28 protein-coding genes, 1 tRNA gene and 1 riboswitch are annotated in these 23,734 nt (G+C 60.6%); of the genes, 8 read left to right on the forward strand and 21 right to left on the reverse strand.

The window, feature by feature from the left end:
• Window positions 1–57 precede the first annotated feature (57 nt).
• The 6 genes from FEF26_RS05555 to idi are packed head-to-tail and all read right to left on the reverse strand — an operon-like array spanning window position 58 to window position 4,583.
• The gene (locus FEF26_RS05555) at window positions 58–915 is read right to left on the reverse strand and encodes a prenyltransferase (RefSeq protein WP_138252548.1); all 858 of its coding nucleotides are present in this window, start codon (window positions 913–915) and stop codon (window positions 58–60) included.
• Window positions 905–1,243 carry a lycopene cyclase domain-containing protein gene (locus FEF26_RS05560; protein ID WP_138252549.1) on the reverse strand — a complete coding sequence of 113 codons (339 nt, stop codon included), beginning with the start codon at window positions 1,241–1,243 and terminating at the stop codon, window positions 905–907. The genes FEF26_RS05555 and FEF26_RS05560 overlap by 11 nt, the downstream gene beginning before the upstream one ends.
• Window positions 1,240–1,578 carry a lycopene cyclase domain-containing protein gene (locus FEF26_RS05565; RefSeq protein ID WP_279536476.1) on the reverse strand — a complete coding sequence of 113 codons (339 nt, stop codon included), beginning with the start codon at window positions 1,576–1,578 and terminating at the stop codon, window positions 1,240–1,242. Before FEF26_RS05565 ends, FEF26_RS05560 begins: the two co-directional genes overlap by 4 nt.
• Window positions 1,568–3,130, reverse strand: a complete 1,563-nt coding sequence (gene crtI / locus FEF26_RS15680) for a phytoene desaturase family protein (protein WP_166432925.1) — start codon at window positions 3,128–3,130, stop codon at window positions 1,568–1,570. Before crtI ends, FEF26_RS05565 begins: the two co-directional genes overlap by 11 nt.
• On the reverse strand, window positions 3,127–4,020 hold the full coding sequence (locus FEF26_RS15685; RefSeq protein ID WP_166432926.1) for a phytoene/squalene synthase family protein: 894 nt from the start codon (window positions 4,018–4,020) through the stop codon (window positions 3,127–3,129). Before FEF26_RS15685 ends, crtI begins: the two co-directional genes overlap by 4 nt.
• Window positions 4,017–4,583: an isopentenyl-diphosphate Delta-isomerase gene (gene idi, locus FEF26_RS05575; RefSeq protein ID WP_138252550.1), complete on the reverse strand. Its 567-nt coding sequence runs from the start codon at window positions 4,581–4,583 to the stop codon at window positions 4,017–4,019. Before idi ends, FEF26_RS15685 begins: the two co-directional genes overlap by 4 nt.
• A gap of 113 nt (window positions 4,584–4,696) precedes the next feature.
• Here idi and FEF26_RS05580 point away from each other — a divergent pair, with 113 nt between their 5' ends.
• The gene (locus FEF26_RS05580) at window positions 4,697–5,203 is read left to right on the forward strand and encodes a MarR family winged helix-turn-helix transcriptional regulator (RefSeq protein ID WP_138252551.1); all 507 of its coding nucleotides are present in this window, start codon (window positions 4,697–4,699) and stop codon (window positions 5,201–5,203) included.
• An 8-nt stretch (window positions 5,204–5,211) separates the two neighbouring features.
• Here the strand turns inward: FEF26_RS05580 and FEF26_RS05585 are convergent, their stop codons facing one another.
• The 7 genes from FEF26_RS05585 to FEF26_RS05615 form a co-directional block, all read right to left on the reverse strand.
• The gene (locus tag FEF26_RS05585) at window positions 5,212–5,490 is read right to left on the reverse strand and encodes a hypothetical protein (protein ID WP_138252552.1); all 279 of its coding nucleotides are present in this window, start codon (window positions 5,488–5,490) and stop codon (window positions 5,212–5,214) included.
• A 119-nt stretch (window positions 5,491–5,609) separates the two neighbouring features.
• On the reverse strand, window positions 5,610–5,915 hold the full coding sequence (locus tag FEF26_RS05590) for a hypothetical protein (RefSeq protein ID WP_138252553.1): 306 nt from the start codon (window positions 5,913–5,915) through the stop codon (window positions 5,610–5,612).
• A gap of 127 nt (window positions 5,916–6,042) precedes the next feature.
• The gene (locus tag FEF26_RS05595; RefSeq protein WP_138252554.1) at window positions 6,043–6,252 is read right to left on the reverse strand and encodes a cold-shock protein; all 210 of its coding nucleotides are present in this window, start codon (window positions 6,250–6,252) and stop codon (window positions 6,043–6,045) included.
• 213 nt (window positions 6,253–6,465) lie between these two features.
• Entirely contained in the window at window positions 6,466–6,969 is a 504-nt protein-coding gene (locus FEF26_RS05600) for an HNH endonuclease (protein ID WP_138252555.1), read from the reverse strand.
• A 176-nt stretch (window positions 6,970–7,145) separates the two neighbouring features.
• A complete protein-coding gene (locus FEF26_RS05605) occupies window positions 7,146–7,997 on the reverse strand; it encodes a C40 family peptidase (protein ID WP_243730438.1) in 852 nt (283 codons plus the stop codon).
• A gap of 232 nt (window positions 7,998–8,229) precedes the next feature.
• Entirely contained in the window at window positions 8,230–9,159 is a 930-nt protein-coding gene (locus FEF26_RS05610) for a C40 family peptidase (RefSeq protein WP_138252557.1), read from the reverse strand.
• A 254-nt stretch (window positions 9,160–9,413) separates the two neighbouring features.
• On the reverse strand, window positions 9,414–10,136 hold the full coding sequence (locus tag FEF26_RS05615) for an iron-dependent transcriptional repressor DtxR (RefSeq protein ID WP_138252558.1): 723 nt from the start codon (window positions 10,134–10,136) through the stop codon (window positions 9,414–9,416).
• A 136-nt stretch (window positions 10,137–10,272) separates the two neighbouring features.
• Between FEF26_RS05615 and serC the strand changes: the two genes are divergently transcribed.
• Window positions 10,273–11,391 (forward strand): phosphoserine transaminase, encoded by a 1,119-nt coding sequence (serC, locus tag FEF26_RS05620; RefSeq protein WP_138252559.1) that lies wholly within the window; start codon window positions 10,273–10,275, stop codon window positions 11,389–11,391.
• On the opposite strand, the gene FEF26_RS05625 is transcribed toward serC, so the two are convergent.
• Entirely contained in the window at window positions 11,373–11,720 is a 348-nt protein-coding gene (locus FEF26_RS05625) for a DUF3027 domain-containing protein (protein ID WP_138252560.1), read from the reverse strand. The two genes, serC and FEF26_RS05625, sit on opposite strands and share 19 nt — an antisense overlap.
• Window positions 11,717–12,100: a cold-shock protein gene (locus tag FEF26_RS05630; protein WP_138252561.1), complete on the reverse strand. Its 384-nt coding sequence runs from the start codon at window positions 12,098–12,100 to the stop codon at window positions 11,717–11,719. The genes FEF26_RS05625 and FEF26_RS05630 overlap by 4 nt, the downstream gene beginning before the upstream one ends.
• Window positions 12,101–12,166: 66 nt before the next feature.
• On the opposite strand from FEF26_RS05630, the gene FEF26_RS05635 reads away from it, so the two are divergent.
• The 4 genes from FEF26_RS05635 (at window position 12,167) to FEF26_RS05650 (ending at window position 15,381) form a co-directional block, all read left to right on the forward strand.
• A complete protein-coding gene (locus tag FEF26_RS05635; protein ID WP_138252562.1) occupies window positions 12,167–12,391 on the forward strand; it encodes a hypothetical protein in 225 nt (74 codons plus the stop codon).
• Window positions 12,392–12,480: 89 nt separating this feature from the next.
• Window positions 12,481–13,221, forward strand: coding sequence for a response regulator transcription factor (locus tag FEF26_RS05640; protein ID WP_243730434.1), 741 nt, complete (start codon window positions 12,481–12,483; stop codon window positions 13,219–13,221).
• Window positions 13,222–13,295: 74 nt separating this feature from the next.
• Window positions 13,296–14,885, forward strand: a complete 1,590-nt coding sequence (locus FEF26_RS05645; protein ID WP_138252564.1) for a sensor histidine kinase — start codon at window positions 13,296–13,298, stop codon at window positions 14,883–14,885.
• A 205-nt stretch (window positions 14,886–15,090) separates the two neighbouring features.
• Window positions 15,091–15,381, forward strand: a complete 291-nt coding sequence (locus FEF26_RS05650; protein WP_138252565.1) for a WXG100 family type VII secretion target — start codon at window positions 15,091–15,093, stop codon at window positions 15,379–15,381.
• Window positions 15,382–15,437: 56 nt separating this feature from the next.
• On the opposite strand, the gene groL is transcribed toward FEF26_RS05650, so the two are convergent.
• Together groL and FEF26_RS05660 are read right to left on the reverse strand one after the other, a co-directional pair.
• The gene (groL, locus tag FEF26_RS05655) at window positions 15,438–17,084 is read right to left on the reverse strand and encodes a chaperonin GroEL (RefSeq protein WP_138252566.1); all 1,647 of its coding nucleotides are present in this window, start codon (window positions 17,082–17,084) and stop codon (window positions 15,438–15,440) included.
• A gap of 279 nt (window positions 17,085–17,363) precedes the next feature.
• Window positions 17,364–18,017 carry a LytR C-terminal domain-containing protein gene (locus FEF26_RS05660; RefSeq protein ID WP_138252567.1) on the reverse strand — a complete coding sequence of 218 codons (654 nt, stop codon included), beginning with the start codon at window positions 18,015–18,017 and terminating at the stop codon, window positions 17,364–17,366.
• An 84-nt stretch (window positions 18,018–18,101) separates the two neighbouring features.
• On the opposite strand from FEF26_RS05660, the gene FEF26_RS05665 reads away from it, so the two are divergent.
• Complete coding sequence (locus FEF26_RS05665) at window positions 18,102–18,800, forward strand: uracil-DNA glycosylase (RefSeq protein WP_243730435.1); 699 nt, start codon at window positions 18,102–18,104, stop codon at window positions 18,798–18,800.
• A 19-nt stretch (window positions 18,801–18,819) separates the two neighbouring features.
• Here the strand turns inward: FEF26_RS05665 and FEF26_RS05670 are convergent, their stop codons facing one another.
• The 4 genes from FEF26_RS05670 to FEF26_RS05685 form a co-directional block, all read right to left on the reverse strand.
• Window positions 18,820–20,805 (reverse strand): threonine/serine exporter family protein, encoded by a 1,986-nt coding sequence (locus tag FEF26_RS05670; RefSeq protein WP_166432927.1) that lies wholly within the window; start codon window positions 20,803–20,805, stop codon window positions 18,820–18,822.
• Window positions 20,806–20,938: 133 nt separating this feature from the next.
• A tRNA-Val gene (locus FEF26_RS05675) sits at window positions 20,939–21,012 on the reverse strand.
• Between the two features lie 43 nt (window positions 21,013–21,055).
• Window positions 21,056–21,745 (reverse strand): SDR family oxidoreductase, encoded by a 690-nt coding sequence (locus FEF26_RS05680; RefSeq protein WP_138252570.1) that lies wholly within the window; start codon window positions 21,743–21,745, stop codon window positions 21,056–21,058.
• Between the two features lie 48 nt (window positions 21,746–21,793).
• Complete coding sequence (locus FEF26_RS05685) at window positions 21,794–22,465, reverse strand: TenA family protein (protein ID WP_138252571.1); 672 nt, start codon at window positions 22,463–22,465, stop codon at window positions 21,794–21,796.
• Window positions 22,460–22,571: riboswitch (TPP riboswitch) on the reverse strand. Its footprint overlaps the gene before it by 6 nt.
• Window positions 22,572–22,862: 291 nt before the next feature.
• On the opposite strand from FEF26_RS05685, the gene FEF26_RS05690 reads away from it, so the two are divergent.
• A complete protein-coding gene (locus FEF26_RS05690) occupies window positions 22,863–23,726 on the forward strand; it encodes an alpha/beta hydrolase (protein WP_138252572.1) in 864 nt (287 codons plus the stop codon).
• Window positions 23,727–23,734: the final 8 nt, after the last annotated feature.

Consider the following 23,734-nt stretch of genomic DNA (forward strand, 5'->3'; position numbering starts at 1 on the left):
CCTTTCTGCATGTCGAGGGGTTGGGGTCTAGACAGTCACGCGCGGTGAACTGCCACATCATGGAGAACCGAATATTACGATCAGGAGAAGAGTCAGGGCCGCACCGACTGCGTAGTTGATCCACAGGAAGTGTTTCCACCCGCCGTTGGCTCGCTGCGCCTGATCATCGCTGAGGTTCCAGTAGGGTGCGGCCGCCGCAAGATAGGGAAGAGCCAAGAGGCCGGCCAGGGCCCCCGGCCACCCTGCACTCGCCACGAGGAGGCCCGCTGCAACCCACAGTCCCAGGGCGAGCCGGACGGTGCGCTGAGCGCCCAACGCGGTAGCGATGGAGCTGATTCCCGCTTCTCGGTCCGGACCGATGTCTTGAACGGCACCAAATGCGTGACTGGCCATCCCCCAGAGCAGGAAAGCTCCAAGCACGCCGAATACCGCTGCCTCAACGCTGGCTCCGGCCAAGACAAGCCCATATGCAGCCGGGCTGACGAAGTGCACACTCGAGGTCAGCGAGTCCAGGAACGGGACCTCTTTGAACCGCATCGGAGGCGCCGAATAGGCCACAACGGCGAAGAGGCTGATGCCCAAGACCATCCAGGACTGCCAAGTCCCCAGCAGAAGCAACGCCACCACGAATGGAAGGCATACACCCGCAGAGGCAACCAGAACTGGTTTGTGCAGCCGAGGTGCGAGCAGGGCGCCCTCGGCCCCGCCTTTCCTGGGATTCGCACTATCGGATGCGTAGTCGAAAACGTCGTTGATGCCGTACATCGCCAAGTTATACGGAATGAGGAAGAAAACGGTGCCGATGATGAGAGCAGCATCCACTGTCTGCGCAACTACGAAGTAAGCCACAGCGAACGGATAGGCGGTATTGATCCAGCTCACCGGGCGCGAGGACCGAAGCATGTCACTGAGCATGAGTGCTCCTGCGGCTTTGCACACGTCCCAGGAGCACCCACAGCGCTGGAAGCATGATGACAGCGGCAATCGAGTAGCTGAAGTCCTCGATCGGCGCCACTCCGATCCTGACACCGGAAATCTGCTCGTCAGAATAGTCCACGAGCCCGACACCGATGATGACGTTATCGAAGACGGCCGTCAGAAGCAGCAGTACCACTGCAGCGGCTAGGACTGCTTGCCAGGAGAAGTCTGAGCCTTTCCTGCTGCGACGGTGAACTGCGAGGGCCCAGAGCCCGATGACACCGGCTACTGCAAGGAACCCAAGACAGAGAATGACGTAGGTCATGCTGTGGCCCTCCACGTCAGCACTCGCTGTGCCCCCAGTACGAGCACCATGGTGACATGACAGAGAAACAGCAGGAAGACTAGCTCTTCGAGGGGAAGCTCAGGTCCCAGCATGATGCCTGTCATGTACGGCCCTGTGCCTTGGAAGAATATGCCCAGCGCGATCCCGGCGACGTCCCACAGGAGAAAGAATACTGCCCCGATGATGAGGATGATGACCGCGCGCAGCGGCTCCCGGAAGAGGAACAGTCGGTGGCGCCAGTCGATGAGCATTATGCACCCCGCTGAGATCAGCAGGGCCGCCAAGTAGAGCAGGCTCGTCGGCTCAAAGGGCACGCAGAGCCTCCACCGGTCCCGTGCTCTTGTCTCCCCGCACAGACTTCAGAACCAGCTCGGCACTGATCAGGCACATGGGCACGCCGATGCCCGGCATCGTCGTCGATCCGGCATAGAAGAGTCCTGTGACTTTCGGCGATGTGATGGGGCCTCGGAAGAAGGCGCTCTGACGCAGAGTGTGTGCAGGGCCAAGTGCCCCTCCTCGCCATGCACCGAACTCTTGGGCGAAGTCTTGAGGCCCGACGCTTCGCCTGACGACGATACGTTCAGCCAAATCCGGGATATCTGCCCACTGAGAGATCTGCTGCACAGACTCATCGACGATGCGTTCCACAGCCTCATCACCGCCCCGGTCCGTTCCTCCGGATCCTAGTGAGGTATCAGCGCGCAAGGGGACCAAGACGAACAGATTCTCGTGACCTGAGGGGGCGACGTCGTCCGTTGCACTGGGACGGCACACGTAGATCGACCGTGGCGGACCAGCTGGTGGGATCTTTCCCGCGATTTCGTCAAAGCCCTGTTGCCAGTCATCTGTGAACAGCAGCGTGTGATGGGCCAATTCGGGGAGCTCGCCCTTGACTCCCAGCAGCGCCAGAACGGCGCTGGGACCAGGATCTTTGCCCTCCCACGCGCGCTGTGACCGCGTTCTGTCACGTGGTGAGAGCAGCTTGGTCTCCGTGACGTGCATATCAGCGCTGGAGACGACAACATCGGCGGAGAGGAATTTACGGGTTCCGTTCTCATCCGTGAAGTGAACGCCGGTGGTGCGACCTCTAGACGTGGTGATGTGCTGTGCTCTGCTGCTTGTGCGCAGGGTGACACCCTGCTGCTCGGCCATACGCGCCACGGCCCCCACCACGGCGCTGAATCCGCCCTCGGGGTAGAGCACCCCCTGAGTAATGTCCAGGTGGCTCATCAGGTGGTAGAGGCTCGGTGCATCGGATGGCGAAGTCCCCAGGAACACCGCGGGATAACCGAGTATCTTCTGCAGCCGATCATCGCTGCTATGCCGTGTGATGAACGAGTCGAGCGGCTCGGTGAGCAGGCGCAGCAAGCGTGGCAGTCGCTGCAGCAGCACGGGGTCTAGAAATGCGCCCACGCTGGAGAATGTCGAGTACAGCAGCCTCTGGGTGGCCAGCTCGTATGTCTCCTCGGCTGAGGCTAGGTAGTTGTCGAGCGCCTCGGCTGAGATACCGAGAGACAGCAGTGCCTCACGGCTTCCATGGGCTGGAAGGTCGAAGGCTTCTTCCCGGCCTTCGAAAAACACCCGGTAGGCGGGATCGAGTTCTTGGAGGTTGAGTTCCTCGTCGACTGTTGTTCCGAACAGCTTGAAGAAATGCTCGAAAACTTCAGGCATCAGGTACCAGGAGGGACCAGTTTCAAAGCGGAAACCGTCATGACTCCATTCTGCAGCCCGTCCTCCGAGCTGATCCCGGGCTTCCAGCAGAGTGACCTCTAGCCCGTCGCGTGCCAGAAGGGCGGCTGTGGCCAACCCGGAAAATCCGCCTCCGATGACTACTGCGGTGCGTGCTGTTGCGTGTCCGGGCTTCATGAGACTCGTCCTGACGTCAGGGGGATGAGAGTCTCGGCAAGAATGCGCGCTTTGACACGGTTGGGAACGGAGACTCGGCAGTGGCGCAACGCTTCAGCATCGAGGCGTCGTAGTCGTTCATTGAGCTCCGTGAAGAGGGCCGCGGCCAGTGCGGTAGCACGACGCGGTCCAGGGGGAAGCAACGGCAGAACTCTGCGAGCTTCTGCGAGATCAGCATCGATGTCGGCGATAATCTCAGACTTTCTGTGGTCATTGAGTTCACCTGGTGCGGTCCCCGGAAAGTACGTACGACCCAGGCGTTGCGAATCCTCGGCGAAGTCGCGGAGAAAGTTGATTTTCTGGAATGCGGCCCCCAGCCGCGAAGCGCCTGCCTCCAAACGCACCAGTTCACCCTCAGTGACCTCATGATCCTGGAGAAAGACTCGCAAGCACATCAGGCCCACGGCCTCTGCTGAGCCATGGACGTATGTTTTGTACTGCTCTTCACTCAACGACACCACTGGATCGAGGTCGTGCCGCATGGAGCGGAAAAAAGCGCGCACCAAAGCGTCCTCAATACCGGTCTCACGGCCGGTGAGAGCAAAGGAGTGAACAACGAGATTCGAGCTGAATCCACACTCAAGGGCTGAAAGGGTCTCCGTTTCGAGTGCGTCCAGCACCTCGCGGCGCAGAGTGCCATCGAGACCGGCTTCCTCCGCAGTTCCGTCCACAATCTCGTCGGCGATACGGACCAGAGCGTAGACGTTGCAAATACCAGCGCGGGCACTGGCCGGCAGCAGTCGTGTGGCCAGACCGAAAGAGGTGGAGTACTCACGGATTACCCGAGAGGAGGCTCGCTCGGCAGTGCGTGAGTACTGGCCCAAATGTGTGGAGTACTGAGGCTCCTTCACAATTGGCTCCGGCCGATCGACGGTGCGCCTTCACCGTCCCGGTAGAGGGACAGCTGCGGTAGTTGGCTGACCAGCCATGGGGAGAAGGCCCAAGGAGTTGCAGCCACGGCAGCAGCGAGGTTTTCTGGCCGCACCCACCTCATTTCTGCCACTTCACTGGCGTTCGGCTTCGTCTCGGTGCCGGCAACAGCGGTGAATACAGGACAGATTTCGTTTTCCACGATTCCCGAGGCGTCAGTGGCGCGATACTGAAAATCAGGAAGCTCCAATGACACCTCGTCCACGTCCATCCCCAACTCGTGCGCCGCGTGCCGACGCACAGCATCTTGGATATCTTCGGATGGCTGCGGGTGGCCGCAGAATGAGTTGGTCCAGACCCCTGGCCAGGTGCGCTTCTCCAGTGCACGGCGGGTGACCAGGACTTCTCCGGAAGAGTTCAGAACATGACAGGAGAAACCGAGATGTAATGGTGTTTGGTCCGAGTGGACTCGCTCTTTGAGTTCCGTGCCGCAGGGCTCACCGTTGTCGGTGAGGAGCACGACGTGACTTGCTGAGCTCTGCATGTAGGCAGCACCCCTATAGTTAACTTAGTTAGCATTGTGCTCATCTAATAGTAACCCAGGGAAGACTTATGGCGAAGAATCGATCAGGGCATGGGAACGGCGAGGAGTTCTCCATGATTGACCCCCGATTGCTTGACCCCGGCGAGGAAATGGTCAAGCATAGGTGGCTCGATAGTGATGACCTGAATCAGACTGTCCGGGTGCTGGAATCACTCAGGCGCTGGCACAACGCCGAGCGGAGCATGAGCGAAAAAGCTCGAAGGGATATGGACCTTGGCGAGACGGATATGCGTGCCCTTCGGTACATCATCGCCTGCCAGGTCAATGGTCAACTCGCCACCCCCAGCGAATTGGCACACCACCTGGGAATCTCAACCGCTGCTGTCACCAAAGTCCTTGACCGTTTAGCTGATCGAGACCATATTCGCAGGCTCCCTCACCCGCTGGACCGCAGGAGCACTGCTATCGAAGCGACGGAGGAGACCCGCAGCGCCGCCAGGAAAGCTGTGGGCCGCACGCACGCGGGTCGTTTCAATGTGGCAGCCTCACTGACCGCGGAGGAACGAGAAATTGTTATCGGGTTTCTCGACGCGCTCTCAGCAACTGCTCCCCAGGACTGAACCGCAGCTCAGCTGTGGTTGCCCTCGCCTCGCACCCAATTGGGTAATCCACCGCCGGCTTGCGGCGGCTGGCCCCCGTGGTGAAACCCGGAGTGGGGCGGTTGAGGTGCTCCAGTAAACCCATCAGGGGGAATGTCGTAGCCCACCGGAGCTCCGTAGCCGGTCCGCTCCAGAGGCAGTCCGAGGAAGTGGGAGAGTTCCCCAGCCTGTTCCAAAAGAGGCTGGTTTCCGCCAAGGCCACTGCGTTGCTGTTTACCTATGACCACCTCTGCTCCGTCACGGGTCACGAGTGCGAGTGTGGAGATGCGGTACCGGGTGCTTCCATTCTTATTGCGCCGGATGCGCTCATCCGTATGCAGTGCCAGATGGTGCCCATGTGCGGCATCGAAGGTCTCGTCATTCCGCTTCAGACCGAACCATTGACGAGTGTGGACTTCGCTGGGCCCGAATCTCTGCAGACGAGTGCGGATTTTGCCCCGCTTCCCGCAACTGAGATACCGACGATGAGGAAGATGAGGGGGAGCAGCAGAACCCACCACGGGTCAGAGCTCATGCCTGTCGCACGGTGAGAGAAGAAGATCGTGCTGGTGACCGATGCAGCGAAGAGGAACCCTACGACTCCGAACCCCAGTCCGAACACCATCTGGAAAACCGTGGCCGTTCCGCTGTGCAGTTCCAGGCTGTTGTGGTCGGGGCCCTGGCGGATACGCATGTCTTTCCTCCGGTAAGTCTGTGGCGTACACCTTCAGAATACTCAATGGTGGAAGCGGCTTAACGGAGTCGGCCCCCGGTGCCGCCTCAATGGCGGGCCGGGGGCCGGTCCTTAGGAAGAGTGGGGGTCAGACAGCGCTGACGTTCTCCGCCTGCAGGCCCTTGGGGCCGGATGCAGTCTCGAACTGAACCTGCTGGTTCTCTTCGAGAGTCTTGAACCCACCGTTGCCGGGCTCAATTGCGCTGTAGTGGACGAAAACGTCGTCCGAACCGTCTGAGGGGGCGATGAAGCCGTATCCCTTTTCGGCGTTAAACCATTTCACGGTGCCAGTGGCCATGTGTGTTCCTAACTACTGTGTTACTTGCGATGCACCGATAGATTCACGGTGCTGGACCACACCAACCAGGCCAGGTCAGTGTGGAGTATTGTTGAGGCCACTGGGGTAAAGCAATGACGTTCAATGTATCTAGCCTACGCTACGTATTGGATGAGGCCAATATTCGTGTCCTTCAAGTCCGTCTCGCCGTGACGCATGAGCGCAGAAAGGCCTTCAGGCTGAGAGCGCTGAGGGATCGAGGAAGGGCATCCACACGTCGCGTGGCGCGTCTAGTTCGGCGGGAAGCCACATATGGTGAGGTGGAACTCGAGGGGTAATCAGAAGCTTCCACCCCAGCTGATCGAGAGTCTTGTCACCCTTACGAACATTGCACGGTCCACAGCAGGCAAGCAGGTTCTCCCAACTTGAGTCTCCGCCACGTGATTTCGGGATCACATGGTCCACTGTGGCGGCAGATCTCCCGCAGTAACCACATTGCCGGCGGTCGCGGCGAAGAATTCCGCGACGCGAGGGGGCCCCTGGGCTCGTGCGGACCACTCGCACATACTGATGCAGCAGGATCACGGCTGGACGGGGAATGAGTGCTGATGGAGACACAATCGGGCTGCCGTCCTCGGCCAGGACACTAGCTTTTCCGCGCATGACAAGGACTGCCGCGCGGCGTGATGTCACCACGTTCAGCGGCTCATAGCCTGCATTGAGCACCAAGGTTCGCATCGCAGTTCCTCGGGTCTTCTCACCGTGTGTCGCGCTTCTCTCATGGCGGGTTGTCCCCAAATCACTATAAACCCCTGCGTGGCTTCCGACGTTCTGCGGTTAATCAGAAATGCCTGTGGGGTGCGACTCGAACTGAGTCGCGCCCCACAGGCATAGAAATTTTGAGTCGTGCGGACCTAGCTCGGCCTAAGGATTGCAATAACGTTGTGCCAGCTATCATGGTAACCGTGAGTGGTCACGCCAGACGCGGCGAGTGCGCCGATCATCTGTCCGTTACCGACGTAGATACCTGCGTGATACTGGCTGCGGATGCCACTCACCACAACGATATCTCCGGGCTGTGGCGACGACACACGGGGGAAAGAAGCCAACATGCCGTGAGTACTGCGTGCGCCGCCGGGAAGAGGCTGTCCGGCTTGCGCGTAGGCCCAGTTGATAAATCCGGAGCAGTCCATGCCCCCAAGTGTTGATCCGGCCCACAGGTAAGGAGTGCCGATAGCACTGTAAGCGGCGCTGATGACGGAGCTGTTGGCTGCCGGGGCTGGCTCTGCCTCCACAGTGCTGGTGGCTGCCTGGGAAACCTCTGCGGTCTCAGCAGCTGGTGCTTCAGCGGGCTGTGCAGCTTCCGCAGTCTCTGTAGCAGCCTGCTCGGCGCCCTCAGAGGTGGCCGGCTCTGCAGTTTCGGTGCTGACGGTTGCCTCTTCAGGGCCCTCTGTGCTGACTGCTGGGCGATCGAAGGCCAGCTCCACCTCGGCTGATGCAGTGACAGCCGCTGGGGCGGCGTGGGCCACCAGCTCGGTCCCACCTGCAGGTTCAACTGCCAGAGTTGCCTGGGCGCGTCCTTCAGACTGAGCGTCACCATCGGCCATCGCAGCCACCGAGGTGGTCAGCAACAGTCCGGAGGTTCCGAGCACAACGCCAACCTTGCGTCCTGTCTTGGCAGCGCGGGCTTTGGCGGTGCGGCGACCGTGGGCTTCAGCAGCCATGCGGCGCTCTCGCCGGGTCTGAGTTGAGGTCTGTTCGATCATCACGGGAAGACTTTATAACAGAACAGTCTCGATGTCACATTTAGGTCACGGGGTCCGTAACTTTTGCATCACTAGACCTGGGCGTGAGCTGATTGTCCTGCTGCTTTCAGGCCAGGTCAGCCGACCAACGTGGCCGATCTGTGACTTAAGAATTCGGTGTAGAAACGCGTGTGGGGCGCAGCTCAATAAGAGCTGCGCCCCACACGCGTGGAGTACTTAAGGTCTGCCGGCTTTAGCCAGGACGGTGAATGCTGGTCACGTTGTGCCAGCCATCGTTGATTCCGTGAACTCGCACACCAGCGGAGGCGGTGGTCGAGATGACCTGACCGTTACCGACGTAGATGCCACCGTGGGAGTTGCCGTTGGACAACACGATGTCTCCTGGCTGCGGGCTCGATACGCGTGGCAGTGATGCCATGCCGTGGGTAGTCCTTGGAACGCTGATGCCGGCCTGAGCGTAGGCGTACTGAATCATGCCTGAGCAGTCGATTCCGGAGCCTGGCGTGGTGCCACCCATCACGTGGGGCGTGCCAAGTGTTGAGTAGGCAGCAGAGACGACGCCGCCGCGTCCTCCTGAGCTCGATGAGGGAGCAGACTGCCCCGACGAGCTGGACTGGCTCGATGAGCCTGACTGGCTGGACGAGCCGGGCTGGGAGGAGGATGAGCTGGACTGGTTCGAGGAGCTGGACTGGCTGGACGATGTGCCACCCTCGTTCGAGCTCTGGGCCGGCTGGCTGCTCTGCCCGGTCTGCGGCGCTTCCTGCGCAGGCTGTTCGGCGGTCTGAGCTGGTGCCTCTTCGGCTGCCGGCTCAGGGGCGGCTTCAGGCTCGGGAGCAGGCTCTGGCTCTGGCTCCGGCTCCGGCTCCGGAATGCTCTCTGAGGAGAAAGCGGGGCGGTCGAAGCTGACCTCTGCTGGTGCGCTGACCGTGGAAGCCGACTGGACACTGGCGCGCTCGACGCTCAATGTAGCTGCGTCCACGTCGATCGTGGTCAAGGCCCGACCCTCTGTGGCAGATGCATCAGCGCTTGCTGCTACACCCGTGCCGATGACGAGGCCCGCGGAGGCCAGCACTGCAGCAGCGGTCCGGCCTGCAGTCTTTGAGCCGGCGCTCTTTTGGGCGCGACGGTCACGACGCGATACGAAAGTGTTGTTATCTGTCACGTGAATAAAACCTTTCCCTGCAGTGGGCGGTAGTTATACGAACATTCCTCCGGCTGACATGCAGGGTTGGCGCCTGCCAGAGGATTTCGTGGCATTTCTAACAACTGCCCCAAGCACGCGACCGACTTTATAACAGATCGATATAAATGTCACGCTTAGGTCACGGAGGTTAAGAAAACCAATGGATTCAGCGCATGATTCTGTCACAGAACCGTAATGCGCGACAGCGCAGAGCGCCATCTGTGCGGAACGTCTCAGTCGTCTTGGTGAACGAAAATGTGCTGAGCGATCTCCAATGGCAGCTCAACCTCAAGCCTGCCCTCTATCTCATGGGTGACTACGAGCTCCGCATACGCCTCGCTCAGCCCAGTAACTTCGACGGCCACTCCAGGGCGGAGTCCAACCTCCAAGAGCTGGCCCAAAACCTCAGGCTCCACCTGAACAGATTCGGCAAGTCGCTGGACCTTCCACAGGGAACTTCCCGTGCCGGCGTCGTGATCTTTTGCCACCTCTAGCAGGTTCTTACGCGCTGACTGTGCCGGATGCGCTCCGACCTTCACACCGAGCTCTTCTAAGCCCGGGATTGGATTGCCGTACGGGGAGACGACAGGATCATCCAGAAGCTCGACTAGGCGCCGCTCGACTCGTTCACTCATCACATGCTCCCAGCGGCATGCTTCCTCATGGATGTAAGGCCAGTCCAGGCCAATCACGTCAGAGAGCAGCCGCTCAGCCAGACGGTGCTTACGCATCACTTGGACCGCCCTGACCCTCCCGTCCTCGGTGAGCTCTAGGTGGCGCGATTCAGTCAGCCAGAGCAGCCCGTCGCGCTCCATGCGCGCCACCGTCTGGGAAACCGTGGGTCCCGAATGCTCCAGACGTTCGGCAATGCGGGCCCGCAGCGGAACGATCCCCTCCTCCTCGAGGTCCAGAATCGTCCGCAGATACATCTCGGTGGTATCGATGAGATCAGTCAACGTCTGCGCTCCTTGGTACTGTGATCACCGATGGACGGTGTGCTCGGTCCAGCATATCCGTGCAACAGAATTCCACCATCCGGTTCCCTATATATACGTCTGTCCATGCAGACCCGCCCTGACCCGAGGAGTGCATGTGAGCCCTGAGAACATCACCATACCCGCCGAACTGTTGCCCCAGGACGGGCGATTCGGCGCTGGTCCTTCCCGCGTGCGCCCCGAGCAAGTCCGGGCCCTGGCCGATGCCGGGAGGCGGCTATTGGGAACCTCTCATCGCCAGGCTCCGGTCAAGGACCTGGTCGGCAGCATCCGCGAGGGCCTCGGTGAGCTCTTCACACTTCCAAAAGGCTATGAAGTCGTTCTCGGCGTCGGAGGTTCCACTGCGTTTTGGGATATCGCCAGCTTCGGTCTCGTGGAGTCCAGAGCTCAGCACCTCTCTTTCGGCGAATTCGGTGGCAAGTTTGCTCAGGCAACAGATGCTGCCCCGTTCCTTGAGCGCAGCTCAATCATTTCCTCCGAGCCCGGCACCCGTCCCTCACCGCAGGCCGAATCAGGTGTCGATGTCTACGCCTGGCCGCAGAACGAAACCTCAACCGGTGTCGCAGCGCCAGTACACCGTATAGAGGGAGCTGACGACGGCGCGCTGGTGGTTATTGACGCGACATCCGCCGCCGGTGGCCTGTCAGTGAATATTGCCGATACTGACGTCTACTACTTCGCTCCGCAGAAGAATTTCTCCTCCGACGGCGGACTCTGGGTAGCCATCATGTCCCCTGCTGCGCTGGAGCGAGCCGAGAAACTCGCATCGCAGCGTTGGATTCCGGACTTCCTGAGCCTGACGACCGCGATAGAGAACTCCCGGAAGAACCAGACCTACAACACCCCTGCGTTGGCGACGCTGATCACCCTGGAGGAACAGATCCGTTGGATCAACAGTTCTGGAGGCCTTGGGTTCGCCGCAGTCCGCACCGCTGAATCGGCGCGCAGGGTTTATGAGTGGGCTGAGGGCCACCGTCTGGCTACGCCGTTCGTCAAACAGCCCGAAGACCGGTCCAACGTCATCACGACCGTTGATTTTTCCGATGCTGTGGATGCCGCTGCGGTGGCGACTACTTTGAGGGCCAACGGAATCGTCGATGTGGAGCCCTACCGCAAGCTGGGCAGAAACCAGTTGCGGATCGCGACCTTCGTATCGACCGACCCAGAGGACATCAGCGCACTTCTGAAGTGTGTTGACTACGTGCTGGACGCCTGAGCCGCCTGGCCCTTGTCCTCATCAGTAATCCGCTCGGACCAGGGCACCCACTCCGGCGCAATGAGAGCATCCTCACCAGGAAGCATGCCCAACTCACAGACGGTGATCTTCTTGCTGCGCGGAGCGCGAGCCAGAGTCACAAACCACTCCCACCCTCTGTAGCCCGGCCGGTGCGCGGCGAACCGGTGCGTGATGAGACGCTCCCCATCGACCTTAACGCCAAGGTGCTCACCGATCTGATCGCTGGGCGCGAACTCGTCTATTGCCGCGCGAGCCACACTGACTGCCTCAACCAGAGCTGGGTCCTTCTTATAAGAAACCATGGTCATGCATCGAAATCGTCAGCTACACGGCGCAGCAGGGCGGCGATTTTTTTGGACTGCTCGGGTTTGGGGTAGTGGCCATTGCGCAGCTGACTCGTGGTGTTGTCCAGCATGTTGACCAGGTCCTGGACCAGCTCACCCATTTCTTCAGCGGGCTTCCGGGTGGCCCGCACCATTGAGGGAGCTTCACTGAGCAGCCGCACGCTCAGCGCCTGTTTGCCTCGGCGCCCATCAGCGATTCCATACTCCAAACGGGTCCCCGACTTCAGCGCGTTGACCGACGATGGCAGCGCTGAGGAGTGAAGGTACACCTCTTCACCGTTGTCACCGGTGACGAATCCGAAACCTTTATCGGCGTCGAACCATTTAACTTTTCCCGTGGGCACGTCTGTCCTACCTCCTTTTGAGCGAATACCAGAATACCCCTATTCGAACAGCGATAGAATTGGGAGATGTTCGCCTCCACACCCGGTGTGCTCTCCCGCGCTTCTCTCATACTGGGCGTCATCATCACCGGCGCCTCGTTCCTCTCCCTTATCACCATTCTTGGCTTTTACTTCGCGGGAACAGTTCCCCACTCAGGACTGTACTGGGCTGCGCTGTGGGGTTTTCCACTTGGCTTCGTCCTGATGTGCGTCTACCTTCTGATCAACTTGGGACGCCGCCGGGCCCAATAGTCTCGCCCCACCTCAACCCTCAGGACAGCCAACGTTTCATGCAGCGCATGTCCAGCCGCCTTCCAGGGAGCGGGCTGATACTGGAATTTGTGACTGATAAAACTCCGGAAGCCAAGTTGCTCGTCGTCGACGATGAGCCCAATATCCGCGAGCTGCTCGCCACGAGCCTTCGCTTTGCTGGTTTTGATGTAGCAGCTGCCGCAAACGGGCGTGAAGCCCTCGACATCGCTGAGAAGTTCCAGCCGGATCTGGCTGTCTTGGACGTCATGCTGCCTGATATGGATGGGTTCACCGTCACCCGCAGACTCCGCGCCTCAGGCAAACACTTCCCGGTGCTGTTTCTCACGGCACGCGATGACACCGACGACAAGATCACCGGTCTCACAGTCGGTGGCGATGATTACGTCACCAAACCCTTCTCGCTTGACGAGGTCGTTGCTCGCATCAAAGCTGTGCTGCGGCGCACCGCTCCATACGATGACGAAGACGCGGTCATCCGAATCGATAATCTCGAGCTCGACGACGACGCGCACGAGGTGCGCCACGAGGGTGAGATCATCGAGCTCTCCCCCACGGAGTTCAAACTCTTGCGCTATTTGATGATGAACCCTAACCGGGTCCTGTCCAAGCAGCAGATCTTGGACCATGTGTGGGAGTACAACTTCAATGGCGATGCCTCCATCGTGGAGTCCTACATCTCGTATCTTCGCCGAAAGATCGAATCAGGTGCCGAAGGTGCGCCGGCTATCCAGACCAAACGCGGAGTAGGTTATGTGCTGCAGACCTGGGAGCGCCGTCAACGCTCTCAGGGTGCCACCACCTCGTCATAACCTCAAAGCACGACGACGCTTTACCGCCCGGGTTCAGTCACATCGGGTTGCACTGAGGGCCTAAACTTTTGTCTATGCGTCTGTTCTCCGCGATCTCGCGAGCTTGGCGGAGAACTTCTCTGCGAAGCCAACTGGTCACCATCACCTCAGGTCTATTACTTCTGACGCTTGTCGTGACCACGTTCGTCTCCGCCTCGCTTTACAGGCAGGAGCTCCTGCGAAGTGTGGACGAGGATCTGCGCAGCAACGCCCAAGCACTGGCCTACTATTTCGAGGACATCCGCAGTGATGAATTCGAGGAGGCCGAAGGGCCTCGGCCCACCTGGGCTGAGTTCCAGTCGATCTTCCGGTTCTACGGATGGATGCTTGACGATGAGGGCGCACCCATACCGGGACTGTCTCTACGGACGAGCAACAGCGAATCCTTAGATGTTCCGCAGATACCTCAGGTGACCCCCGAAGAAGCAGCGGAGCTCGGTCCCGAGTCGTTCAATGTTCCGGGCACACTGGAAAACTCCCGAGGCTTCAGAGTTCAGGCTCACCCCCTGATGCACGGGGAAGAAACCGTCATTATTGCCCTACCTCTGGAAAACGTTGAGACCTCGGTGGAGCGCGCGAGCTTCCTGGTGGCCACGATCGGCCTCTTAGCCACGCTTGGCGCGTCGATCATCGCCTATTCGCTGACTACGAGAGCGTTCAGGCCCTTACTCCGGGTGGAAAAGACTGCAGCGGCAATCGCTGAGGGTGACTTCGCTCAGCGCGTCCATACCACTGCGCCACCGGAAACAGAGATCGGTCGTCTGGCCACGGCGCTCAACGTCATGTTGGAGCATATTGAGCAGGCCTTCGCGCAGAAGGAAGCCTCGGAAGATAAAATGCGCCGTTTCATTCAGGATGCTTCCCACGAGCTTCGCACCCCACTGGTCACAATCAGGGGATTCTCTGAGCTGTACCGTCAGGGCGGCCTGAACGACAACCCAGAGGCCGTGGGCACAGCTATGGGGCGGATCGAGTCGGAGGCTACCCGGCTCGGTCAGCTCGTCGAAGACATGCTCACATTGGCTCGCCTGAACGAGCAGCGCGCTCTGGAGCAGAAGCCCCTGGATCTGAACATCATCGCCCATGAGGCAGTGATGGATATGACGGTCAATGCGCCAGACCGTGAGGTTAAGGTCATTGGACTCGACGGAGGCTCGCCGTCACCTGCCCCGGTCATCGGCGACGAGGGCCGGATCCGCCAAATCGTCACGAACCTGGTGACGAATGCTCTGCGCTACACCCCGGAGGGCACTCCCATGGAGCTTGCGGTGGGCACTGACAGTCTTGTTGAGGGCGCAGTTGAGTCCGTCTTGGAGGTCCGTGACCATGGTGAAGGTATTGACCCTGAAGATGCCGAAAAGATCTTTGAGCGGTTCTACCGGGCTGACAACTCCCGTCAGCGCGAAACCGGTGGTACCGGACTGGGGCTGGCCATATGCGCGGCTATAGCCGCCCAACACGGCGGCAGCGTCCGTCATTCGGAGACTCCCGGCGGAGGCGCCACGATGACTCTCCGGCTCCCCACGGACGATACCCTCGATTCCGACGATGAGCATGAAGTTGACCTGACCGAGGAGGAGTTGGAGCAGTTCAGGGTGGCCGCCCGAGGCCACCAGGACGGCTGAGCGGCAGCGGCACTCAGGGCCTGGGCTGGTCACCGCAAAGTGTTCTGGTGTTTTCCCCAGGGACCAGCATCGCCGCCCGACACGCCATGCACTCCCCACGTGACCTTGCCCGGCAACCTGGCTTCGCACTTACTCCCTAGCGTGAGATGCGGAAAGGACTTCCCCAGTTCTTCCGCATCACACAGACAAGGAAGGGAGTATCGCCATGGCAATTTTCCAGATAGACACCGGTGACCTCATGGCCAAGTCGGGGACCGTAGAGGCCACACTGAGCCGTATCCAATCGGATGTCAGCTCCATGGAGGGTCAACTGCGTCAGCTGCAGGAAACCTGGAAAGGCTCTGCCTCAGGTGCATTCCAGGACGTACTCACTCAGTGGCGTGCTACGCAGGTGCAGGTGGAACAATCCCTCGCCAGCGTTCGTCAAGCGATGTCTGCAGCATCATCTCACTACGAGGAGACAGAGCTGGCCAACGCCAGAATGTTCGGCCGGTAAGGGCAAAGAAAAACCCGCAGGCACGGTGCCTGCGGGTTTTTCTTTCGGGATTGGGCTTACATCATGCCGCCCATGCCACCCATGCCGCCCATTTCGTCCATGCCACCGGCACCGGCACCGGCTGGCTGCGGCTCCGGCTTATCGGCAACGACTGCCTCGGTGGTCAAGAACAGGCTAGCGATGGATGCTGCGTTCTGCAGAGCTGAGCGTGTGACCTTGACCGGATCAGCGACACCGGCCTCCAGCAGGTCTTCGTACTCGCCAGTTGCTGCATTGAGCCCGTGGCCGATGGGCAGGGACCGCACCTTCTCGGCCACCACACCAGCTTCCAGGCCTGCATTGACAGCAATCTGCTTCAGAGGTGCCTCGACGGCGAACTTCACGATGTTCGCGCCGGTCGCCTCGTCGCCCTCAAGGGAGAGAGACTCGAATGCTCGTGCGCCGGCCTGGATGAGCGAAACGCCGCCTCCGGCGACGATTCCTTCGTCCACTGCAGCCTTGGCGTTGCGCACTGCGTCCTCGATGCGGTGCTTGCGCTCTTTGAGCTCGACCTCGGTAGCCGCACCAGCCTTGATGACGGCCACGCCGCCGGCCAGTTTAGCCAAACGCTCCTGGAGCTTCTCGCGGTCGTAGTCGGAGTCGGTGTTCTGGATCTCCGCTTTGATCTGGTTGACGCGACCTGTGATCTCGTCGGCGCTTCCTGCACCTTCCACGATCGTGGTCTCGTCCTTGGTGACAACAACCTTGCGGGCGGTGCCCAGCAGATCAAGAGTTGCGTTCTCCAGGGAGAGCCCAACTTCCTCTGCGATGACCTGACCACCGGTGAGAATGGCAATGTCAGCAAGCATCGCCTTGCGACGGTCGCCGAACCCTGGCGCCTTGACAGCGACAGACTTGAAGGTGCCCTTGAGCTTGTTGACCACAAGTGCGGCCAGAGCTTCACCCTCAACGTCCTCTGCGATGACCAGCAGGGGTTTGCCGGACTGCATGACCTTCTCGAGGATGCCGATAACGTCCTTGACGGAGGAGATCTTAGAGTTGGCGATGAGGATGTAGGGGTCCTCCAGCACCGCCTCCTGACGCTCCGCATCAGTGACGAAGTAGCCGGAGAGGTATCCCTTGTCGAAGCGCATACCCTCGGTGAGCTCCAGCTCTAGGCCAAAGGTGTTGGACTCCTCGACGGTGATGACACCTTCTTTGCCAACCTTGTCGAGAGCCTGAGCGATCAGCTGACCGATCTGCGGATCTGCTGCAGAGATTGAGGCAGTAGCAGCGATCTGCTCCGTGGTCTCAACTTCCTTGGCCGAGCTCAGCAGTTCCTTGGTGACAGCATCTACGGCCTTGTCGATGCCACGCTTGAGGGCCATCGGATCAGCACCGGCGGCTACGTTGCGTAGGCCCTCTTTGACAAGAGCCTGTGCGAGCACAGTTGCGGTGGTCGTACCGTCGCCTGCGACATCGTCAGTCTTCTTGGCGACCTCTTTGACAAGCTCGGCACCGATCTTCTCGAAGGGGTCCTCGAGCTCGATCTCCTTGGCGATGGAGACGCCATCATTGGTGATTGTTGGTGCGCCCCAAGATTTCTCGAGCACAACGTTTCGGCCGCGGGGGCCCAAGGTGACCTTGACGGCGTCAGCGAGGCTGTTCAAGCCTCGCTCGAGGCCGCGGCGGGCCTCTTCGTCGAATGCAATGGTCTTAGCCATATCGGCACATGTCCTTCCTGGACGTGAGTAGATTCGGACGGTATTAGCGTCTGGGTCCCTGATACCAGCAACCCGTGCAAACGCGGCAGCGTTCGTGCGGGCCACGTCAGGGACGGACCTTGTCAGATGCCCGCGACGGACGGCCCACGCCCGGGTGTCACCCCAGGCGCCAAAAGGGCCTCACCTGATGGGTTCGTCTTAGCAGTCTCAACGCGAGAGTGCTAAGACAATTTTTAGCACTCTGTGGCCGAGAGTGCAAGAAAGGCCGCTGTTCCCGACCTACTCGTATTCGGGTCCGACGACCACCACAATGGTCGCCCAGCTCTCATCCTGAGAGACCGTCTCGATACCGAGTTCTCCGGCAACAGCTTCAGCCAGTTCCTGCTGATCCTGGCTAGGGTAAATCACGAGTGGGGTATTGGGAGTTCCCCAGTTGCCGAAGTCCCAGTCGATGGACTGCTGGACATCGAGCCCAAGTTCTTCAAGTTCTGAGCTGAGCTGCCCGGCCGATCCGTCGGGAGCACCAGCGTTGACTGCCCGGACCGGGAACTCATCGCTGAGACCACCGGCAGGCTGGTCCTCTCCGTTTTCACCATTCTCGCCGTTTTCTCCGCCTTCGCCGTTTTCGCCGTCTTCGGCGTCGCCGTCGCCATCTTCGCCACCGTTCTCACCATCGGCCTCGGCGTCGGCGTCATCCTCGGCTTGCTGCTCATCGGCAGTTGGGGCGGCGTCGTCATCGTCACCATCCCTGGTCACGAACCAGCCGACAGCCACGATCACGACCACCGCGACGACCAGAAGACCGATCCACTTCATCATGCCCGAGGACCCAGCAGCAGCTACGGGGGGTGCGCCGGGGGCGCGATGCTTACCAACTTCGTCCGGCCGGTAGGGCTGAACCTCGTCGAACTCGTCATGGGGGAACTGGCTCATGCCCCCATACTACGGGCGAGGCACCCGCGCCAGCGGAATATCCGCACACTGCCAACACCAGTGCGTCGTCTACCCTGGGGTTGTGTGAGTGTCTTTGAGAACTTAGTTGATCCGCTAGACCCCGGCTGGGAACGCGCCCTGGCCCCGGCAGAACCGCAGTTCGCTGCTGTTGCCGAGAAGCTGAAGCGGCGCCGCGCCCAGGGTGAGCAGATCCTGCCTGCACCTGAGAACGTGCTGCGGGCTTTCCGCCAGCCGTTCGATGAGGTCAAAGTGCTGGTGATCGGCCAAGACCCCTACCCCACGCCTGGGCACCCGATTGGGATGTCTTTCGCGGTCGCAGCAGATGTCCGACCCCTTCCCAGATCTCTGGGCAATATCTTCAAGGAGCTCCAGAGTGATCTGGGGATTGCACCCAGCCTTCACGGTGACCTCACCCACTGGGCACAGCAGGGCGTGCTGATGCTGAACCGGGTGCTCACTGTGCAGGCGGGTGAACCGGCTTCCCACCGGGGAATCGGCTGGGAGGCCGTGACAGAGACCGCGGTGCGCGCCCTCGCTGAGTCCGGGAAGCCTTTGGTCTCGATTCTCTGGGGAGTACAGGCGCGGCAGCTGCAGCCGATCCTCAATGCTGGTTCGCACACCGAGGTCATCGTCTCACCACATCCATCGCCGCTGTCTGCATCGCGCGGCTTCTTCGGCTCCCGGCCCTTCAGCCGAACCAATGAAGCGCTCCAGCGGCTTGGGGCAGACCCGATCGACTGGACATTGCCACCGGCTGGGTGACTGTCCTAGCACAGGTGAGCTAGCGGCGACGCGCGTTGGACCGCTCATTGGACTGCAGGCTGGAGGTGAAGCGCCGCATCACGACATCGCCCAGCACGATTCCTGCGGCGATGGCCATAATGATGATCAGCGCGTTGAACAGCTCAAACAGACCACCCATCATGGACCCCGCCGTGTTCTCAATGGCGATCTGGTACATCCCGCGGAAGACCATCAGCCCTGGGAGCATGAACATCATGGCCGGCACCGCCACCACCAGTTGAGGTGCCCCAAGCCTGAGCGCGACCACTCGGCCCAAGGCTCCCACCAGAAAGCCTCCGATCACCGGTGTGAAGCGGTCTCCGAGGCCGACCAGCTCGCCCATGTAGAGCGCGCAGAAACCCAAGGCAGCCACAGCGCCCGTGGGCAGGATGAGCCCTGGCCGAGTCTGTTCCACAATCGCGGCGGCGCAGCCGGCGAAGAACACCAAGATGATGAGCACAGGAGCCGGGTAGATGCGCGTCAGGCCCTGTGCCAATTCGGTCTGCACGATCCCCAACAAATCTGCACCGACAACTGCCGCCATAATGCCGGCAGTCATACCTGCGAAGGCGATCAGAGTCGAGACCAGCCGACCAGCCGCCGTCATGGGGAAACCGTTGATGGCATCCTGGATGGCGCCGACGATCCGCACACTAGGGAGCAGGATCATCAGGCCCCCCGCTGTGACCATCGACGGGGTGATATCGGCATCGAGCGCGAAGGCGGTCATCGCGAATGCCGAGGCCGCGAAGCCTCCAGCGGCGAGCGCGAAAAATTCCGGAATTCGCCAGGTCGTCAGCGTTTTGGTCGTCCACATCACCAGCAAGGTCGCAGCGAACCCTGCAGTGGCATCAAGAATTGGCGCCCCCAGGTAGCTGGCGAACAGGCTGGCGAATAAAGCTCCGCACACCGTCACCATCCACCGCGGGTACGGTTTGGGCTGGCGAGTGATGTCCTTCAACTCAGCCTCCGCCTCAGAACGGGTCAACCTCCCGGAGGTGACATCGGCGACAAGCTGGTGCACTGCAGCGAGTGCCTGAAAGTTCTGCGACCAGGAACGGACCACTCGCACGCGTGAGTATGGGATCTTCGCTTCAGGCGCCCAGTTGAGGCTGATGGACTGGTTGGTGATGTCCACGTCAGTGTTTTTCATACCGAACGCCGCGGTGACAGCGATGATGGAGGTCTCCACCTCAAGCGCACCGGCACCGTAGCGGAACAATGCTTCGCCGAGGTCGAGGACGAAGCTCATAGTTTCCAGCTCATCGAGACCCTCATGGAGCTCACCCTGAACGGTGTGCTGGAACGGAGTGCCCTGCAGGCGGTCGATGATGGACTGCTCGCCGGTCATGGGGCGTTCAGTCTGCATGATTTTGTTGAAGACGTACTGCGGGTTGACACGCCGGTCAAAGACTGTGCGATTCAGGAGCGTGGAGGTCTTGCTGCCGGGCTTGATCTTGGGCCGCAGCCATGACGGCCGCAGCACTGACCGGCGCCGCATGGGTTCGGTGCCGGGGACCTGAGGGATCGGTGATGACGGGCCGGTGATCGGCAGCGCGATGGGACCTGTCGGAGCCGTAGGCCGGTCCATGGTCGGTGGCCCATGCCGGACAACAGGAACTGCAGAGGTTGCTGTGGGCGGTTCTCTGGTGTCAGCGAGTGAAAAGTCATCCGAGTATGCGTGACGGGTGGATTCGGCTTCCTCTGCGGCTGCCTCTTGCTCGGCGCGGGCGGCGGCTTCGGTGTCGTATTCCTCCCATTCGAGGTATGTCTCTTCACCAGCGGCAGCCCATGAAGCGGCAATCGACCCGGTGAGGTTTTTCATGAACCCTTCGTCCTGTTCCTCTGACTCAGTCTCAGAGGGGCGGACAACGGGGATCATGCTGGTGTCCGTGGGAGGTTCAGAAATGACAGGGTCAATGGGGGCAGTGCGGTGGACCTCGGCGTCATCGTGATCCCGCTGTGCGGAATCTTGTGCACGCATTCCTCGCTCCGGCATTCGACCTCCCGCGGACAAGACAATCACGAATAGACCCGCCAATGCGGGCTTCGCACACTAATGAAGAACATACATACAGTCTGAGAGTCAGGCTGCAGAGGGCAGAATGCCCCGTTTGTGGATCTGAATGGACTCGAACCATCGACCTCACGCGTGTGAAGCGTGCGCTCTAACCAACTGAGCTACAGATCCGGAAACCTCAGAATCTTAGCACCCGGAGGGTGCCTGACCCAACTTAGTCGATGGCGTCAGCGATCGGGGTTTCCCCGTCAAAGAAATTCACGGTCTGCCGGCGCGCAGCCGGCGCAGTCAGTACGTAGGTGATGACCTCCGCGACGTTCTCCCGTGAGGTCCTGCTGGCTTCGGGGCCGCCCTGTGCGGTGGCTTCAGCGGCACCGTCGGCGTCGACAGTGGTGATTTTTCCGCTGGCTGGCTCATTGGTGAGTCCGCCGGGTCCCAGGATGCTGTAGTCCAGGTCCGTTTCACGCAGGTGGTTGTCGGCATGATGCTTGGCCGCCGCGTAGGGGTAGAAGGAGTTCTCCGGATCCAGGTTGTGGATGTCCGCCTCAGACCGGGCGTAGGAGACCATCACGTAGCGGCTCACGCCAGCCTGAGCTGCCGCATCCATGGTGCGAATTGCAGCGTCTTGGTCCACGGCCTTGGTCCGCGCAGGGTTCCCCCCACCAGCACCAGCGGAGAAGACCACGGCCGAGGCCCCCGCGAATGCTTCAGCAAGCGCATCGGTGTCAGTGTGCTCCACATCCAGCACCACAGGAGAGGCACCCGCGGCGGTGACATCCTCCGCGTGGTCTGGGTTGCGAATCAGAGACTCTACAGAGAGTCCGGCTTCGACAAGCTTAGGGGCAGCAAGCAGGGCGATTTTTCCGTGCCCACCGACAATGACAACTTTTTTCTGATCAGCCATACCCTGCTTAACACCTGAGCATGAGGTCTATTCCTTACCCGACCAGCGTTACCCCTGTTCAGCGGCTCCCAGATCGAGGCCCATCTGCCAGAAGGCCGATTCCATGCGCGTGGCAGTAGCAAAGGTTTCAGCGACTTCCCTGAACCGTGACTCTGGGAGGAAGCGCTCACCCAGGGCGTCGATCTCAGCGATGGCGTCTGCTGCCAGCTGCTGCGACTGCTCGGAGGAATACTCAGCGATCCACTCAGCGTAGGGATGGTCCGGATTGGCCTGTAGCGCGGGCTTGAGCCGGGCACCGATCTCCGCATAGCCCACCACACAGGGAGACAGTGCCACGTGAAGGTCGAGCAGGTCACCCCTCATGCCGGTATCAAGCACGTACCGCGTGTATGCCACGGTGGCGGGATGTTCTGGCGTCGCCTCCATCTGTTCCCGACTGATGCCCCACTCGGCGCAGAGTCTGACGTGCAGTTCTGTTTCCTCAACTGAGGCGTTGAGCCCCCGCAGCCCCTGGGTGATATCCGCGAGGGTGCGCCCCTTATAGGCGGCCAGAGCGTAGGCACGAGCGAACTGTATGAGGAACAGGTAGTCCTGGATGAGGTAGTTCCGGAAAGCCGCCTTCGGCAGAGTTCCGGCTTCCAACTGCTGGAGGAAGCTGTGACCGGTGTAGGTCGACCATTCCGTGCCGGCAGCGGTCTTCAGACGGTTGAACAGCGTCATGCGGTATTCCTTTCCCTACGGCGGTATGAGCCGCGTCAGGTTCATAGGGTCCCGCGCCGTGGTCAGCGCGATCTCAGCTCTTGTGAAAGCTCCCCTCGGACAGTAATGACGCTATCAAAGCACTCATTTGGTGTGACCCTCATCGCAATGGGAGCGCATTTTCCCTTGCCAGAGCACGACGCCGCCACACTCACCTCAATGAAGAACACAATTGCGCAAGTTGGGTGTTGCGTAATCCGCGAAGTGCTGGGTAAGCTAGGGATCACTTGGGTGCGACACAGCGAGAGAGACAACTCGCTGAGAGGGGATCAGCTCGGTGCGGGCTGGTCCCCTCACTCTTCAAGCTGAGGTGTGGACCTGACTCACCAGCCACGGGCAGATCAGCGATCATGGACTCATGGCACGCGATGACCAACTGCCGAAGCCCCGCCGGCGCGGGCGCAAACTCATCATCGGAGCTGCTACCATCCTGGGAGCCGTCTCGATGGTGCTGGTACTGGTGTGGGCCTTTCAGCGCTCCCTGATCTTCTTTCCGGACACCGCAGAGGTGCCACCGGCAGCCGACGTCCTTTCCGGTGGCGAGGACTTGACCCTCAGAACCTCTGACGGACTGGAGCTGGAGGCCTGGTTCGCCCCGCCAGCCCCAGCGTCAGAGGACCGCGACTTCGCCGTGCTGATGGCTCCCGGAAATGGCGGAAACCGCGAATCCAGGGCCGGCTTGGCCCATGCCCTGCAGGATGAAGGCTTCGCCGTGCTTCTGCTGGAGTATCGCGGTTACAGCAAGAACCCTGGCAGTCCCAGTGAGGCGGGACTCATCCGTGATGGCATAGCAGCCACTGATGCTCTCGAGGCCAAGGGGTACCCGTCGGAGCGGACCATCTACTGGGGCGAGTCAATAGGCGGCGGAGTGATCGCCGCACTATTGACCGAACGCCCTCCTGCTGCAGCAGTATTCCGTTCACCCTTCACCGAACTGGCTGATGTGGGCAGCGTGCACTATCCGTGGCTTCCCGTTCGCACGATTCTTCGTGACGAGTTCCCGGTGGCCACCCATGTGAGCCAGAGCCGGGTTCCGATCTCCGTGATCCGGGCCGAACACGACTCGGTGGTGCCGGCGGAGCTCAGTGCGGACGTCGCTGCTGCGGCGCCGCATCTGGTTGAGGAGCGGGTGATCGAGAACGCCGACCACAATGACCCAGTGATGTTCGGTCCGGAGGTCGCCGAAGTGGTGGTCCGTTTGGCTGAGGCAGTCGGCCCCTGAGCGGGACC

The sequence above is a fragment of the Nesterenkonia salmonea genome (genome assembly GCF_005771525.1).
In the GTDB taxonomy this organism is placed as follows: Bacteria; Actinomycetota; Actinomycetes; order Actinomycetales; family Micrococcaceae; genus Nesterenkonia; species Nesterenkonia salmonea.